Origin of the sequence: Faecalibacterium hominis (ex Afrizal et al. 2022) (assembly GCF_049545105.1) — a bacterium.
Taxonomy (GTDB): domain Bacteria; phylum Bacillota; class Clostridia; order Oscillospirales; family Ruminococcaceae; genus Faecalibacterium; species Faecalibacterium duncaniae.
This window is the reverse complement of sequence record NZ_CP186860.1, coordinates 125,791-140,879: the sequence shown is the minus strand read 5'-3', so window position 1 is coordinate 140,879 and position 15,089 is coordinate 125,791. Positions and strand designations below refer to the sequence as shown.

Here is a 15,089-nt window from a genome sequence, read left to right as displayed (position 1 = left end):
AAAATAAACTAAATTCGTATATTATAATAGAGCGTAACTTCTGCTTCATACACCGATTCTGTATGAGAATCAAATCGCACCCATTCCACTAAATCAAACTGCCCCGGATATTCCATATCGGTCCCACAGTATGTATCACATAATGCCGTGGCAAACAAACAAGATCTTCTTCATCTTACTCTCCCAGCACCTCGCCCAGTGCCAGAACAGCGTTGCGGACGCACTCCGGGCACGGGCACAGCGGTGCGCCGTTCTCTATCCCCTTCAGATCCTTGCAGATGGTAGCACCACACTTTTCCTGAAAGTTTTGCAGCAGTTTCTTGGAAATGCGGGGTGTGCCCTTGCCGTCGGTGACGATGCCCGCCACCATCACAGCGCCGATCAGTGCGCCGCAGGTGCTCTCCATGCAGCCCATGCCGGCGGCATAGCCTGCGCCCAGCTTCATCAGGGTGTCGGCATCCACCGGCAGCTTGTCCTCAAATGCCTTCAGCACCGCCTGTGCACAGTTGCACTGTCCAGTAGCTTTCCATGCGGCAGCCTGTGCCGCCCGTTCTTCGATGTTCATTTTACAGTCCTCTTTCTTTGATGAATCGTAGTTTATTCGACATTATCATAAAATTCCTGTAACACTGTTGCCAATTCCTCCGGAGATTCTATGTTTGCTTCATGACCTGCTTTCAGAAGTTCATGGAAGTGGGAATCACTCAAATAACTGGCAAGTTCCTTTGAGGCTTTTTTGTTTGCGTTGTCCTTTTCCCCACAAACGATCAATGCCGGACAGGACACCTTACATAATGAATCCCTGAAATCCAATTCCGTCATCGTACCGCACAAGCTGATCACATCAGCTTTTTTGAGGCCAAATTGCTTGAACATTGTATTCGGCATAAAGCGAAACAGCATATTCTGGAACTTCAATAGCTTTTCAGGCATTTTATATTGTGCTGCAATTAGCACCAGTGCCTTTACTTTATTCGGATGGTCTATCGCATAATTAAGTGCCAGAACAGCACCCAAGGAGAGCCCGCACAAGACGATTTCATCATCTTCCCTATCACACTCTCCTGAAAATGCAGCATACAGTTCCCCATAAGTGGCCGCTTTGTCCTCCAGCATCTCTGCCAAACTCAAGCAGACGCTGCTGTCCGAGACCTTCGTTTCTTTTATTACTCTGTCCCAACTGTCTGGTTTTTGTCCTAATCCATGTAAGTATAAATACTTCATCTAATTTCCGCTCTCCTTCACACGTCCCGCTTCCTTTCCAGCGCTTCAAAGTGATACCGTGGCTTTTCCCTGCTCTTTTTGCCGTACTCGATGGCTTCTTTGGGGCAATAGCAGATGCACGCCATGCAATGGGTGCATTTTTTTCCCCAGACCGGCTTTCCGTTTTCCAGATGGATATTGTTCAGGGGGCACAGCTCCACGCACTTACCGCAGCCGATGCAGGCTTCCGTTGCCCGGAAGGCATCGGCTTTTACAAAGAAGCGATAGAACACCGGGTTTACCGGGCCGCTCATAAAGCGGTCATAGAGGTTTTCTCTCGGCGGGGGAAACTCCTGCCCGGCTCTGAGCTGGGTCAGCACCTTCTGAAGTTCAGGCTCTGCCTGCTCCACGATGCTCTTTGCCTGCTCTTTTTGTGGCGCATTGAACATGGCAATGTAGTTTTCCGGCATAATGATCTGGGCTGTGCCCATATACTTCAGCTGCTTTTGCGCCGCAAGCTGCCGGTTATAGCCTGCTGCATTGCCAATTTCGCTGCCGCAGTCCATCACAAACCAGATGCGCTCTGCCCCGGTCAGCTCGGTCTTGTCCAGCCACTCCGACACCACCCGGGGGATGCGCCATGCGTAGGTAGGTGTGACCAGCACCACGTCACGCCCGGTCTGCACCGGGGCAGTATCCCCTGCCTTGATGCAGGCGTTCAGGTCGTAAAGCGGCATCTCCAACCCTTCGGCAATGCGCCGTGCCAGATACCGGCTGTTGCCAGTTCCCGTAAAATAAAGTACCATGGCTGCTCCCTCATTTTGTGTTTTTCAGTTACCTGTCTGCCCGACAAGCTGGAACTTGTCGGGGCGAGGCCCCTCCATCTTGCTGCCGCAAGACCGTTCGGTCGCTTGAAAGCCCCACTGGGGCTTTCATTGTTCCGCTTCGCTCCACAAACGCGAATTGTTTACTTCTTCGCCTTAGGCGCAATAAGTAGCATGACTGTCACAAGAATATATAAACCATACAGTAACCAAGTAATAGTATTGTTCCAAGGAAAGCTCATTTCTGGATGGTTCAATGCAAACACTATAAATGCAATAGCTATAATCAGCATTATTAAACCGAGAATCCTTGATATACGCTTTTTCATGCAAAGCACTTCCTTGTCAAACTGGAATTGTTAATCTTGAACTGGTCCTATAATGCCAAATGCTATTGCATCAATAAAAAGCACGAACGCTATCACACAAACAATTAAAATAGTTGCAATGACTTTAATAACAAGTTGTTGATTTTGTCTTAAATTACTCTTACTAACAATCCTTAAGACAAAAATCAAAGCAACGAGGATGATAAAAGAAATAATATTATAAAGAACCACTGTTTTCATCTATGTGTCCTCCTTTTTTATATCAATTCCGAGTTGCCGCTCTCCGTATGCCATAGTCTCCGCACGCCAAAAAAGCCCTTTGCGGCAAGGTGTGTGCTTACACCTCACCCGCAAACTTCATGCCCCAGCTCATGCGGGTGTCGTACATCAGGCGAGTCAGGGCAAGGCTGTCCTGCGGGGTGTAGCGGTCGCTGCCGGTACGTCCCAGCTTGACGCAGCGGCTTGCTTCCCGGATCTCATACTCAAAGCCGTTGATGTCCACCGGGCAGCGGATGACCTCCGACTCTTTGCCCTCCACTTCCAGCGTCATAGTGCCGGTGGCTAAAATTCCCCACTTCATAACGGTACCTCCCGGTTTATTACTTTGGATTCGTTGCGTCCAGTATACCATGGTTTTCCCCTACGGAAAAGATAGTGAAAAACAAAAATGCCCCCGGAGGGCTTGTTCCAACTCTCCGGGGACAGATCCTATGCATCGGTATCTTTCATCTTGTTCCAAACATTCTCATCCATTATAATAGAGATAGAAAGAAGGTGCCAACATGAAACATCGCATTGTGACGGCTGCGCAGATGAAGGAAATTGAACGAGCCGGGGATGCCCACGGTCTGCCCTACCTGCAAATGATGGAAAATGCCGGACTGGCGGCTTACGCCGAACTGCAAAAGCAGTTTCCGCATCCCGGCAGACTGCTGGTGGTCTGCGGAAAGGGCAACAATGGCGGTGATGGGTTTGTGATTGCCCGCGCCGCAGCAAAAGACGGCTGGAGTGTGACCGTTCTTCTGGCCGAGGGCGAGCCGAAAACTGCTGATGCCATCCTCAATTTTGCGCGTCTGCACTCCCTGCCAGTGCACATCTGCGCCGACGGTTCCGTACTGGAAACCCAGAGTTTTGACGCTGCTGTGGATGCCCTCTACGGCACCGGGTTCCATGGTGAACTGCGGCCTTCCGGTCTTACTGCCTGCGGGCTGTTGCGTCGTCTGCACAAGAGCGGTGCCTTTGTGCTTGCCGTAGACCTGCCCAGCGGCATCACCACGGATACCGGCGAGGTTGCCGAAGGTGCTGCTCATGCGGATCTGACCGTAACCTTCGACAGCTATAAGCCTTTGCATATGGCAGAAACCTCTGCGCCGCTGTGCGGAAAAATCGTCTGTGCCGACATTGGCATCCGGGATGAATGGCACCCGGAGTTTTGACGAGGACTTGCCACTGCGGAAAAGCACCTGCACGTAAAAGACCCCGGCAGCTTTCAAGGCACGCCGGGGTTCTTTTTGTCATTCTGCTGCAAAATGTCTGCACTTTCTTGGCAGAACGCAGAAAATGCGGAAACTACTTGATTTGCGTGGGTTTCCGCACTAGAATGGAAACCAGAAAAGCAAGCACAGTTTCCACAAGGAGGACGCTCATGCAGGAAAAGCTCGATGCCCTTGTGCGCACACAGGCCATGCAGTTATTCCGTCAACAGGGGCTGCATTTCACCATGCAGCAGGTGGCAGAGCCGCTGCACATCAGCAAAAAGACTATCTACACCGTTTACCCCTCCAAGGAGGCCCTTCTGCTGGACATGGTAGACCATGCCTTTGCGGAGATCCACCACTGCAAGCAGGAAATTCTGGCAGGCAGCGGTACTTTGCAGGAAAAGCTGCGGGCGGTCATCATAGCCATGCCGACGGAATATGCTGCGCTGGACCTGCGGCAGATGAAGGAGCTGGACGAGAAATACCCGGTGGTGGCGGCGCGGGTGCGCAGTCAATTGGAAAACGGGTGGGAACCCACCATGGCGCTGCTGGAACAGGCTGTGGCAGAGGGGGTCATGCGTCCGGTATCCCTGCCGGTGCTGCGGCAGATGATCACCGCATCCATTGAGAGTTTTCTGGCAGACCGCAGTCTGGCAGAAAGCGGGGTGCAGTATGTGGCTGTACTGGAAGAAATGATCTCGATCTTACTGGAAGGAGTGCTGCCGCGATGAAACACAGTTTTTGCGATGATTGGGAGTTTACCCACCACTGGACGGAAGCCTTTGGCAAGGGGCTGCCGGTGCCAAAACAACAAGCCGTCCGCTTGCCCCATACCTGCCGGGAGGTGCCGCTGCACTATGCCTCTCCGGCCGATTACGAGATGGTCTGCGGCTACCGCAAACGGTTCCGGGTGCCGCCGGTGCAGGCTGCGCCCCGGCTGTTCCTCCGCTTTGACGGAGCCGCTCATCAGGCGGTGGTGCGGGTCAACGGCAGGGTTGCCGGGCAGCACCGGGGCGGTTATACGGGCTTTGCGGTGGAGATCACCGGCCTTGTGGACCGGGAGGGTGAAAACCTGCTGACCGTGCAATTGGATACCCGTGAAGACCCGGCCATTCCACCCTTTGGCTTTGTCATCGACTACCTGACCTACGGCGGGCTGTACCGGGAGGTCTGGCTGGAAGCTACGGCAGAGAGCCGCCTGACCGACCTGTTCGTCTACACACCCACCCTGCATGAGGCTGTGGTGCAGTGGACGGCAGAGCTCACACCCGCAGCCGTGGCGGTCCGCATCCGGCTGGAGACCGCAGACGGCACCCTGCTGGCAGAGCAGACCGCACAGGCGGCAGAAACCGGGAAGATGCAGCTTTCTGTCCCGGACGCACAGCCGTGGGATACCGAGCACCCGGTTTTGCATCATGCCGTGGCAGATCTTTTGAACGCAGCCGGACAACCCATCGATCGCAAACAGGTGACCTTTGGCTTCCGCACCGCAGAGTTCCGGGCGGATGGCTTTTACCTCAACGGAAGAAAGACCTTCCTGCGGGGTCTGAACCGACACCAGAGCTACCCTTACATCGGCTACGCCGCCCCGGAAAGCCTGCAGCGGGAGGATGCCCGCATTTTGCAGGAGGAGCTGCACTGCACCTCCGTGCGCACCAGCCACTACCCCCAAAGTCCATATTTTCTGGACGAGTGCGACCGGCGGGGTCTGTTGGTGTTCACCGAGCTGCCGGGCTGGCAGCACATCGGGGACGACAACTGGAAGGATGCCGCCTGCGAGATGCTGCAGGAGATGATCTTGCAAAACCGCAATCACCCCAGCATCATCCTGTGGGGCGTGCGCATCAACGAGAGCGTGGACGACGATGCCTTCTACACCCGCACCAATCAAATTGCCCATCAGCTGGACCCCAGCCGCGCCACCTCCGGTGTGCGGTATCTGGAAAAAAGCCATCTGCTGGAGGATGTCTATGCCTACAACGATTTTTCCCACAACGGCACAACGCCCGGCGCAAAGCCCAAAAAGGACGTGACCCCGGATATGGGCAAGGCGCTGCTCATCTCGGAGTGCAACGGTCACATGTACCCCACCAAAGCCTTTGACGATGGCCCTCATCGACAGGAGCACGCCTTGCGGCACGTCCGGGTGCAGAACGCCGCCTATGCCAGCAAGGAGCACGCCGGGTGCTTTGGCTGGTGCATGTTCGACTACCAGACCCACAAGGACTTTGGCTCCGGGGATCGCATCTGCTACCACGGGGTGCTGGACAGCTTCCGCAACCCCAAATTGGCGGCAGCGGTCTATGCCAGTCAGGGTGACGCTGACCCGGTGCTGGCGGTCAGCTCCTCCATGGACATCGGCGATAACCCCGCCGGGCAGCTGGGCACGGCCTATGTTTTCAGCAATGCCCAACAGGTAAGGCTTTACAAAAACGATGTGTTCGTCACCGCCCTGCGCCAAAGCGAGTGGACGGCGCTGCCCCACCCTCCCTTTGTGATGGACGATCCCATTGGCGAGCTGCTGGAAACGCAGGAGCACTTTTCCCCCGCCAAGGCAGCCGCTGTGCGGGACTGCCTGCTGGCCGCCGGAAAATACGGCTTGGCGGGACTGCCGCTGGCCTACAAGGTCAAATTCGGCTGGTGTATGCTGCACTACAAAATGAGCTTTGAAGATGGCGTGGCGCTTTACGGCAAATATGTGGGCAACTGGGGCGGCGAAGCTACCCGCTGGCGGTTCGATGCCGTGCAGGACGGCAACGTGGTGCGCAGCGTGACCCTTTGCCCCAGTGCAAAGCTGCACTTGGAAGTCAAGGTCAGCCGGACGGCTCTTCGGGAAAAAGATACTTACGATATGGCCGCTGTCCGGGTGCGCATTCTGGACGAGAACGGCACCCCAGCCCCCTACGCACAGTTCCCGGTGCAGTTTGCGGTGGAGGGCAGCGCCGCCCTTGTGGGTCCACAGACCTCCGTTGCCGAGGGCGGCATGACCGGAACCTATCTGCGCACCGTGGGCACTGCCGGAGAAGCCCTGCTGACCGTTTCTGCACCGCAGACCCAGCCCGTTGTGCTGCGGTTCACCATTGAAAAGGAGGACGCTGTATGGAACTGACCCTGAAACAGAAAACCGCATTTGGTATTGGTGCCGTGGGCAAGGATATGGTATATGCCCTGTCGGCTTCTTACGTCATGTATTATTATCAGGATGTGCTGGGGCTTTCGGCCAGCTTTGTGGGCGTCGTGCTCATGGCTGCCCGGTTCTTTGATGCCTTCAACGACCCCTTTATGGGGGTTCTGGTGGCAAAGACCCGCACCCGCTGGGGACGTTTCCGTCCGTGGATCTTTTCCGGCACGCTGCTCAATGCGCTGGTGCTCTACGCCCTGTTTGCCGCCCCGGTGCTGGACGAAGCGGCGCTGATGGTCTATTTCAGCGTGATGTACATCCTGTGGGGCGTCACCTATACCATGATGGATATCCCCTACTGGTCCATGATCCCGGCCGTGACCCGCACCCCAAAAGACCGGGAGAACCTTTCCATGGTGGGGCGTACCTGTGCAGGCGTTGGCTCTGCCCTCATCGCTATGTTCACCATGCTGCTGGTGGGAGCCCTTGGCGGCGACAGCGAGCGCGCTGGCTTCCGCTGGGTGGCATTGATCGTAGCGGCAATTTTTGCAGTGACAGAGCTGGTGTGCTGCATTTCCATGAAAGAAACCGCCCCCAGTGAGATGAAGACCGCCACCGTAAAGGAGATGTTCTCCGCCCTGTTCCGCAACGATCAGGCTATGGTAGTGGTAGGCAGCATCGTGCTGATCAACTCGGCACTGTACCTTACCTCCAACTTCATCATCTATTTCTTCAAGTACGACCTTGGCGGTGCAGGCTGGAAAGCCACCTACACCCTGTTTTCCACCGTGGGCGGTGCGGCGCAGATCCTTGGCATGATGGTGCTTTACCCCTTGCTGCGCAAAAAGTTCAGCAGTACGCAGGTATTTTACCTGAGCCTTTTGCTGGCGCTGTGCGGCTACGGCACGTTGCTGGTGTTCTGCCTGACCGGCCTGTCCCACAGCCTTGCCCTGCTGTGCATTCCGGGCGTGGTGGTGTTCGCCTGCAACGGAATGCTGACCGTGCTGACCACTCTGTTCCTTTCCAACAGCGTGGATTACGGCGAGCTTAAGACCGGACGCCGGGAGGAGAGCGTCATCTTTTCCATGCAGACCTTTGTGGTCAAGGCTGCCTCCGGTGTGGCGGTATTCCTGACCGGCATCGGGCTGGACCTCATCGGTCTTGTGGGCAACACGGAGGAGACCGGCCCGGTGGCATTACAAAGTGCCGGAACCTTGCTGGGTCTGCGCCTGATGATGACCGTTCTGCCCATGCTGGTGCTGGCTGGTGCGCTGGTGCTGTTCCGCCGCAAGTTTGTTCTGACCGATGCCCGCGCTGCCGAGATCAGCGCACAGCTCCACGGGGAGGAAACGCACCATGACTGAAACGCTGCACTGGTACGCGGAAACTTCCGGCGGCGTGCAAACAGGCACCTGCACGGTCACGGAGAATGGCGGTGCGCTGCATCTGACGGCAGACCTGCCCGCCGGGACGCTGAAGGCGGTGCGTGCCGAGATGCCGTGGACGATGGAAGCAGACGAGCGTCTGTTCATGAACGGCTACCAGACATGGACCTACAGCCCGGAGCTGGACCGGAACGGAAAGCTGCGCGGCACCGACCACATCCCCGGCTTTCTGCGCAAAAAATATGCCTTTGACCGCTACGGCGATTATCATTTTGCGCCTTATGGGCATCAAAAGGGGCAGAGCCACGGCTTTTCCTACTGCTATTTCCGCAAGGGCAAGCAGTTCCGGCTGGTGGCATCGCTGGACGAGAAGCCGGGCTACACCATCCTCCGCTACGACAGCGGCAAAGCCCTGCTGACGCTGGAGCGTGACTGCGCCGGGGTGGAGCATCCCGGCGGCAGTTTCCCACTCCTTGACCTGTTTTTTGCCGAGGGCGGCGAGACCGAGGTGTTCGACGGCTGGTTTCAGGCTATGGGCATCAAGCCCCGGACTGAAAAGAAGCTGGCAGGCTATTCCAGTTGGTACAACCGCTATCAGGACATCACCGAGGATACCATCCGGGAGGACCTGACCGGATGCCGCAGCCTGCTTTGTCTGGGAGACCTGTTCCAGATCGACGATGGCTGGGAGCCCAAGGTGGGCGACTGGCTGGAAACAGATGCACAGAAATTCCCCCACGGACTGAAAGGCATGGTGGAGGAAATTCACGCCGCCGGATTTCAGGCTGGGCTATGGCTTGCACCCTTTGTGTGCGAAAAGGACTCTGCCCTTTTCCGGCAGCACCCGGACTGGCTGCTGAAGGTGAACGGTGCACCGTGGTGCTGCGGCTGCAACTGGAGCAGCTTTTATGCGCTGGATATCGACAACCCGGCCGTGCTGGATTATCTGCGCCGGGTATTTGACCGGGTGCTGAACGACTGGGGCTTCGACCTTGTCAAGCTGGATTTTCTGTACGGTGCTGCCCCCTTTGGCAACGCCCGCGAGAGCCGGGCAGCCCGGATGTACCGTGCTATGGAGCTTTTGCGCACATGGTGCGGGCAAAAGCAGATTCTCGGCTGCGGCGTACCGGTGATGCCGGCTTTCGGGCTGGTGGATTACTGCCGTGTCAGCTGTGACGTAGGGCTGGACTGGGACGATGTGTGGTATATGCGCCTGTTCCATCGGGAGCGGGTGTCCACAAAGCAGGCCATCAACAACACGCTATTCCGGCGGCAGCTCAATGGCCGTGCCTATGGCAGCGACCCGGATGTGTTCTTCCTCCGGGAAGAAAACTGCAAGTTGACGGCAGAGCAAAAACGCACCCTTGCCACGGTCAACGCCCTGCTGGGCAATGTGTTCCTTACCTCGGATATGCCGTCCCGCTATACAGAGGCGCAGCGGGCAGAATACCGCCGTCTGCGCACCCTCTTTGAGCACGCCACGCAGGTGCAGGCAGAAGCGGAAAACGACCGTCTCTATATCCGGTATCTGCTGGACGGAACTCCACAAAAATTATGTTTCGACCTGTTCTGACAGTGCGAACAAACCACAACAAAACCACACCCGCCCATGTACTGTGCTTTGCACACAATACGCAGGCGGGTGTTTTGCTGTTCTTCCGGTACGATCCTCAATTTTTTAAATACAGCTTGGGTCTGTGCAGCGCCGACGGTGTCACATCCTTCGCTCAAGGTTCTGCCGGAACAGCTCGTACGCCGCCCGCAGATCCTCCGGCAGACGCTTCAAGGTCTCTGCCCGCAGTTCCTGTGGCATCCCGTAAAAGGCTTCGGCAATGCCGCCGGTGATGCAGGCAAGGGTGTCGCTGTCGCCGCCAAGGGAAACAGCATTGCGGAGCGCATCTTCAAAGCCGGTGCTTTCCAGAAAGGCGATGATAGCTTCCGGCACGGTCTGCTGACAGGTCTCCACATGGCGATAGCCCGGACGAATCTCATCGCAGGTGCGGCTCAAATCGTAGCCGAAGGTCTGCTCCACATACTGCCGGATCTCCGGCTTGCTGTGGCCGGTACGTGCCAGAAAAATGGCCGCCGCCGTGGCCTGTGCGCCCTTGATGCCCTCCGGGTGGTTGTGGGTGACCTCGGCAGTCACCTTTGCCATCTCCAGCGTTTTGTCCAGCGTGTCAAACAGCCAGCCTGCCGCAGCCGCCCTGCCACGCCGGACAGACCGCATGGAAGATATACTTTGCGGGCAGCCCGAATGCCGGGGTACACACTTCCCTGCCCGGCTCGCAGTGCCCGATGGCTTCACAGGCGGCGGTCAGCTCCTGCTCCCCTGCTGCCTGATAGATGGCACGGCTGGTGCCGCTGCCCTGCAAAAGGTTCCGGTTCGCCGAGTTGACGATGGCATCCGCTGTTACCTTGGTGATGTCGTTGCGGATCATCAAAAAAGGCATGGTGGTTCCTCCCTCATGTGGTTTTTCACATTTCCCGCTGCTCCACGATTTCCAGACTGTCCCGCCCGACATGGCAAAGCAGAAACAGCACGCTCACACCTGCGGCTTTCGCTTCGGCCAGCGCTGTGCCAAACTCCGGTTGCGTGCCAACATTCGGCCTCACCTCGGTGATGCCTTCCATCTGGATCACAAAGGCTACTGCGCACCGATACCCTGCCCGCTGTGCCTGGGCTAGCTCGTGCAAGTGCTTCACGCCCCGTTCGGTGGGTGCATCCGGAAAATAACCGATGCCGCCCACTTCCAGTGTGCATCCTTTGACCTCCAGCAGGTATTTCTGTTCGCCCTTTTTCATGTAAAAATCAATGCGGGATTTTCCGTATGCAAACTCCGGCCTGACTAGGTCAAACTCCTGCTTTGAGAGCCATTCTCCTACCACCTTGTTGGGTGCCTGACTGTCCATATTGACCCAACCAAGTTCCTGCTTGTGTACCGCCACAAGGTCGTATTTTGTCTTGCGCTTCGGGTTGTCCGACACTTCCAGACGCACCGCCGCACCGGACAGCAGCAGTTCCTTACACCGTCCGGTGTTTTTGACATGGACGGTTTCCACCGTGCCGTTCACATCTACATGGGCAATAAAACGGTTGGGGCGGTCAAGAAAAATGCCGTCCGCGATCTCTCTGTATTTCAATGTTTACTCCATTTTCATTTTTGTCTGATACGACTGCGCCGTCCGGGCATCAAAGCAGCAGAAGATGACCTTCATCTCGTAGTCGGCGTGGCTTTGCAGCCAATCCACCACGGTACAATATCCTCGTACGTTGGTTTCTTGCGAGTATATTACTTCATCCTCTGCACAAGGTCAAGCAGAACATTTTCAGCGCTGCATCAATCCTCTGGCTGCACGCAAAAAACAGGCTCCTGCAAGCGTTTAGCCACTGGCAGGAGCCCGTTTATTTCTTACAGCTTCGTCATCCACAGACCATGCAGGTTGCAGTAGGCGTATATTAACATCGACTTTTGGCTTATCGGCAATAAATTTCAATGGCTTTCTGAGCAAATTCTGCCGCACCCTCTCCCCCGGCAGCGTTGATGTTCTCCGTAAACTCGCCGCCGGCACCGTACATCTGTCCAAGTTGATGCAGAATGGGCTTCGTGCAGGTATAGTAATTCTCGGTGATAAAGTCCTGCAGCTTTTTCACCTGCGCCTGTACTGCGGGGTCTGTCGGTTCTCTGGTTTGCAGCGTTCCGAATGCCGCTACGAGCCCCATCAACTGCTCGTTGATGTTGTCAGATTCCTTCTGCGTCCGCCGGGCATTTTTTGCCTCAAATTCCTGATACTCTGTGGTTTCGCCCCACTCTTTCTTTGCACGTTCGGCGTATTCCCTGATCTTCTGTGTGTCAAATGCGTTGAAGTCCATAACGTTTCCTCCTGTTGTCCGAATCTTCTCCGCAAGAGCGATCAACTTTTCCAGATGCTGTTTTTTCAGGGTCAGCAATGTGATCTGCTGTTCCAGTGCCTTTTCCCGGTCAAACTCCGGGTTTTTCAGAATTTTTCGGATATCCTCCAGTGAAAATTCCAGTTCGCGGAACAGCAAGATCTGTTGCAATCGTTCCAGTGCAGCATCATCATACAGGCGATATCCCGCCTGCGTCCGATGCGCCGGATGCAGCAGACCGATTTTATCGTAATATTGCAGCGTCCGAATGCTCACCTCGGTCAGATTGCTCACTTCCTTGACAGTCATCATTTTGTTTTCCTCCCTTGCGACAAGCTCAGTATACGCTATGACGCAACGTCAGGGTCAAGTGCTTTTTTAGTTTTTTCCGCCGTTTCCCACAAGCAGCTCTGCACCGTGGGGATACCCTCAGCTTCCCATGGCAATAAGCACCAGCACGACCACCACCGCCGCCGGACGAACCGCCGAAGTTGCGGTTGAAGGCCGTCATGTATTGGGCATAGCCCGTGTCACCTTTGCCGAAATAGCCGTAATCACCGTTTGCCATTGTATTTTCCTCCATCCGAAGTGTGTTTTGCTTCTTCTGAGGTCATTTTATCGAAAGAGCTGTCCCATAAACATCTCTTTCAGCATTTTTTGTCATCTCATTCTTCCCTGATGCCCAGATACACATCAATGTCCATGATGCCTTCCCCGCTGACCTCCACCAGATCTTCAAAGGGCACCACGGTGTCGCCCACCTGCAAGGTGCGGAACACCGGGTCGATGCGGTCTGCTTTGCCGGTCAGGGTGAGGTAATCGCCTACCGCCGGGATCTCCGGGTGGGTAGTGTCCTCCTTGAAATACCGTACCGTAATGGTCATGCCTTTCGTGACCTGCATCAGCCGATCGGACAGGGCGGACATTTCTTCCTCGGTCAGAATGCGCTTGGTCACGCGCTCGGTGCGCTGCTTTTCTGCGGCAAGCTGCTCGTCGTAGCCCCGCAGCGGAGAGAAGGGCGAAAATATTTTGGCACGGTTCTGAAGGGTCATGCGGGGGTGCTTGCGGAGGGATTCTTCGGTCTGGGGGCGTTCCATCTCTAGGATGTCCCCGTACTTTTGGGCGGTCTCCAGCCCGATCTTGCTATTTTTGTAGTTTTCCATCTGAACCTCCCGCACTATGCCCGCCGATTTGCGCATTGCGTTGGCGCATGGTGGCACCTTCTTCGTAGCTGCTGGCTTTCAGCACGGCGTTTTTGCCGTACTTATTCTTGATGCCCAGCATCGCTTGCTGGAGCTTTTTTTCCTTTTCCAGCTTCCTGGTGTCGGTAAAGAAGTCCACCTGATAGATGCCCTCATCCGGCGTGACCTTATTGGCGTTGATGGTAATGCGCCGCACCGTCAGCGCCGGATTTGTAATGCGCTCAAACAGCTTTGCGCTTTCGTTGATAAGGGTGCTGCCCAGATTGGTGGGGACATCGAACCGGACAGTTCCGTGGGCTGCCTTGGGGATGACCCTGCCGTAGCGGTCGGTCTGGGTCAGACCACGGTAGCCGCCCTTGTCCACATTCTCCCGGTCATAGCCTATCTCCAAAGTGATGGATTCCGTCACCAGCTTCTTTTCGGTGAGCCGGAACATCAGAATCTCCGCCATCTCCCGGACAATGAGCTTCGCCTTGTCGTTGGGGTAGGGACAGGTCAGCACCTGCCCCTCGCTGATGCTGTTGGTGCTGGGCTTGTAGCTTTTGATCTCGGCCATGCCGCAGGGCTCATAACCCCATGCGTGGTCGATGAGAATTTCCGCGTCCACGCCGAAAATCTCATACAGACGATCTTCCCCGTGGATAGAAAACCGTGCCAGGTCCCCCATGGTGTAGATACCGTGAGCTTCCAGCCGCTTGACCGTGCCGGGACCGGTCATCCAGAAATCCGTCAGCGGGCGATGGTTCCACAGCAGATACCGATAGGACTGCTCGTCCAGCTCTGCAATGCGCACACCGTCCTTGTCCGCCGGGATGTGTTTTGCCACAATGTCCATGGCCAGCTTTGCAAGGTAGAGGTTGGTGCCGATGCCTGCCGTTGCGGTGATGCCGGTGTTGCACAGCACCTCCCGCACCATGGTCATGGCAAGCTCGTGGGCGCTCATGTGGTAGTAGGGCAGATAGCCCGTCACATCAATAAAAACCTCGTCGATAGAGTAGGGGTAGATATCTGCCGGGGACACATATTTGAGGTAAGTTTTGTAGATTTGGGTGGAAACGTCCAGATACCGCTGCATCCGGGGCGGCGCAACAATGTAACTCAACCCCAGCGCAGGGTCTGCGTTCAGGGCGTTGGCATCAAAAGAGGTTCTGGCAAAGTGGTACTTGCCGTCCTCTCCCCGGACTGCTTTTTTCTGCCGGATGGCAGTTTGCAGCCGCTGGGCGTTGACCTCTTTCACCCGCTGAACGGCTTCAAACAGCCGTGCTCTTCCGGGTATCCTGTAAGCTTTTAAGGACGGCGACACCGCAAGGCAGATGGTCTTTTCGGTGCGGGAGGCATCTGCCACCACCAGATTCGTGGTCAGGGGGTCCAGATGGCGGTCTACGCACTCCACCGAGGCATAGAAACTTTTCAGGTCGATTGCCAGATAGGTGCGCTGCGCTGCCATACTTCAGCCCTCCTTTGCAAAAGTCACAACTATTTATTTTATTATAATAAATAGTTGCACTGTTTTCAAGATGGAACGCTATTTTATCTGTGATATAGACAACAAAAAAGAGTGGCAGCATTTCAAGTTGAAACGCTGTCACTTTTTTTATAGGGCTGCTGCCCTGTTTAATATAAGATCCTCGAAACGTGATGTTCCTGTTTACCCAGAT

At 55.6% G+C, this 15,089-nt stretch carries 18 protein-coding genes; 5 read left to right on the top strand and 13 right to left on the bottom strand.

The window, feature by feature from the left end; genetic code table 11:
• Nucleotides 1-175 precede the first annotated feature (175 nt).
• The 5 genes from ACKXGA_RS00725 to ACKXGA_RS00705 all read right to left on the bottom strand — a co-directional run bounded on the left by ACKXGA_RS00725 (nucleotide 176) and on the right by ACKXGA_RS00705 (nucleotide 2,936).
• A complete protein-coding gene (locus ACKXGA_RS00725) occupies nucleotides 176-565 on the bottom strand; it encodes a C-GCAxxG-C-C family protein (protein ID WP_423729855.1) in 390 nt (129 codons plus the stop codon).
• Nucleotides 566-597: 32 nt separating this feature from the next.
• Nucleotides 598-1,224: an alpha/beta fold hydrolase gene (locus ACKXGA_RS00720; RefSeq protein WP_423729854.1), complete on the bottom strand. Its 627-nt coding sequence runs from the start codon at nucleotides 1,222-1,224 to the stop codon at nucleotides 598-600.
• A 17-nt stretch (nucleotides 1,225-1,241) separates the two neighbouring features.
• Entirely contained in the window at nucleotides 1,242-2,009 is a 768-nt protein-coding gene (locus tag ACKXGA_RS00715; protein WP_423729853.1) for an EFR1 family ferrodoxin, read from the bottom strand.
• A 377-nt stretch (nucleotides 2,010-2,386) separates the two neighbouring features.
• The gene (locus tag ACKXGA_RS00710) at nucleotides 2,387-2,596 is read right to left on the bottom strand and encodes a hypothetical protein (protein WP_097772305.1); all 210 of its coding nucleotides are present in this window, start codon (nucleotides 2,594-2,596) and stop codon (nucleotides 2,387-2,389) included.
• A gap of 97 nt (nucleotides 2,597-2,693) precedes the next feature.
• A complete protein-coding gene (locus ACKXGA_RS00705) occupies nucleotides 2,694-2,936 on the bottom strand; it encodes a hypothetical protein (RefSeq protein ID WP_223385172.1) in 243 nt (80 codons plus the stop codon).
• A 202-nt stretch (nucleotides 2,937-3,138) separates the two neighbouring features.
• On the opposite strand from ACKXGA_RS00705, the gene ACKXGA_RS00700 reads away from it, so the two are divergent.
• The 5 genes from ACKXGA_RS00700 to ACKXGA_RS00680 all read left to right on the top strand — a co-directional run bounded on the left by ACKXGA_RS00700 (nucleotide 3,139) and on the right by ACKXGA_RS00680 (nucleotide 9,913).
• A complete protein-coding gene (locus tag ACKXGA_RS00700; RefSeq protein WP_223385171.1) occupies nucleotides 3,139-3,792 on the top strand; it encodes an NAD(P)H-hydrate epimerase in 654 nt (217 codons plus the stop codon).
• 209 nt (nucleotides 3,793-4,001) lie between these two features.
• Nucleotides 4,002-4,565, top strand: a complete 564-nt coding sequence (locus ACKXGA_RS00695) for a TetR/AcrR family transcriptional regulator (protein ID WP_097770693.1) — start codon at nucleotides 4,002-4,004, stop codon at nucleotides 4,563-4,565.
• Nucleotides 4,562-6,943 (top strand): glycoside hydrolase family 2 TIM barrel-domain containing protein, encoded by a 2,382-nt coding sequence (locus ACKXGA_RS00690; RefSeq protein ID WP_423729852.1) that lies wholly within the window; start codon nucleotides 4,562-4,564, stop codon nucleotides 6,941-6,943. Before ACKXGA_RS00695 ends, ACKXGA_RS00690 begins: the two co-directional genes overlap by 4 nt.
• Nucleotides 6,934-8,319 carry a glycoside-pentoside-hexuronide (GPH):cation symporter gene (locus ACKXGA_RS00685; protein WP_423729851.1) on the top strand — a complete coding sequence of 462 codons (1,386 nt, stop codon included), beginning with the start codon at nucleotides 6,934-6,936 and terminating at the stop codon, nucleotides 8,317-8,319. Before ACKXGA_RS00690 ends, ACKXGA_RS00685 begins: the two co-directional genes overlap by 10 nt.
• Nucleotides 8,312-9,913: a glycoside hydrolase family 36 protein gene (locus ACKXGA_RS00680; protein ID WP_423729850.1), complete on the top strand. Its 1,602-nt coding sequence runs from the start codon at nucleotides 8,312-8,314 to the stop codon at nucleotides 9,911-9,913. Before ACKXGA_RS00685 ends, ACKXGA_RS00680 begins: the two co-directional genes overlap by 8 nt.
• 141 nt (nucleotides 9,914-10,054) lie before the next feature.
• Here ACKXGA_RS00680 and ACKXGA_RS00675 read toward each other — a convergent pair whose 3' ends face one another.
• From ACKXGA_RS00675 to ACKXGA_RS00640, 8 genes are all read right to left on the bottom strand, one after another.
• Entirely contained in the window at nucleotides 10,055-10,567 is a 513-nt protein-coding gene (locus ACKXGA_RS00675; protein WP_347475184.1) for an ADP-ribosylglycohydrolase family protein, read from the bottom strand.
• Nucleotides 10,518-10,790, bottom strand: a complete 273-nt coding sequence (locus ACKXGA_RS00670) for a macro domain-containing protein (protein WP_423729849.1) — start codon at nucleotides 10,788-10,790, stop codon at nucleotides 10,518-10,520. Before ACKXGA_RS00670 ends, ACKXGA_RS00675 begins: the two co-directional genes overlap by 50 nt.
• Nucleotides 10,791-10,815: 25 nt before the next feature.
• Entirely contained in the window at nucleotides 10,816-11,481 is a 666-nt protein-coding gene (sfsA, locus tag ACKXGA_RS00665; protein WP_423729848.1) for a DNA/RNA nuclease SfsA, read from the bottom strand.
• A gap of 269 nt (nucleotides 11,482-11,750) precedes the next feature.
• Nucleotides 11,751-11,825 carry a desulfoferrodoxin family protein gene (locus ACKXGA_RS00660; RefSeq protein ID WP_423730376.1) on the bottom strand — a complete coding sequence of 25 codons (75 nt, stop codon included), beginning with the start codon at nucleotides 11,823-11,825 and terminating at the stop codon, nucleotides 11,751-11,753.
• Nucleotides 11,816-12,541 (bottom strand): MerR family transcriptional regulator, encoded by a 726-nt coding sequence (locus ACKXGA_RS00655; RefSeq protein ID WP_423729847.1) that lies wholly within the window; start codon nucleotides 12,539-12,541, stop codon nucleotides 11,816-11,818. The genes ACKXGA_RS00660 and ACKXGA_RS00655 overlap by 10 nt, the downstream gene beginning before the upstream one ends.
• A gap of 25 nt (nucleotides 12,542-12,566) precedes the next feature.
• Entirely contained in the window at nucleotides 12,567-12,797 is a 231-nt protein-coding gene (locus ACKXGA_RS00650; RefSeq protein WP_423729846.1) for a hypothetical protein, read from the bottom strand.
• Nucleotides 12,798-12,894: 97 nt separating this feature from the next.
• The gene (locus ACKXGA_RS00645; protein ID WP_423729845.1) at nucleotides 12,895-13,392 is read right to left on the bottom strand and encodes a hypothetical protein; all 498 of its coding nucleotides are present in this window, start codon (nucleotides 13,390-13,392) and stop codon (nucleotides 12,895-12,897) included.
• Nucleotides 13,373-14,878, bottom strand: coding sequence for a DNA methylase (locus ACKXGA_RS00640; protein WP_423729844.1), 1,506 nt, complete (start codon nucleotides 14,876-14,878; stop codon nucleotides 13,373-13,375). Before ACKXGA_RS00640 ends, ACKXGA_RS00645 begins: the two co-directional genes overlap by 20 nt.
• Nucleotides 14,879-15,089 lie beyond the last annotated feature (211 nt).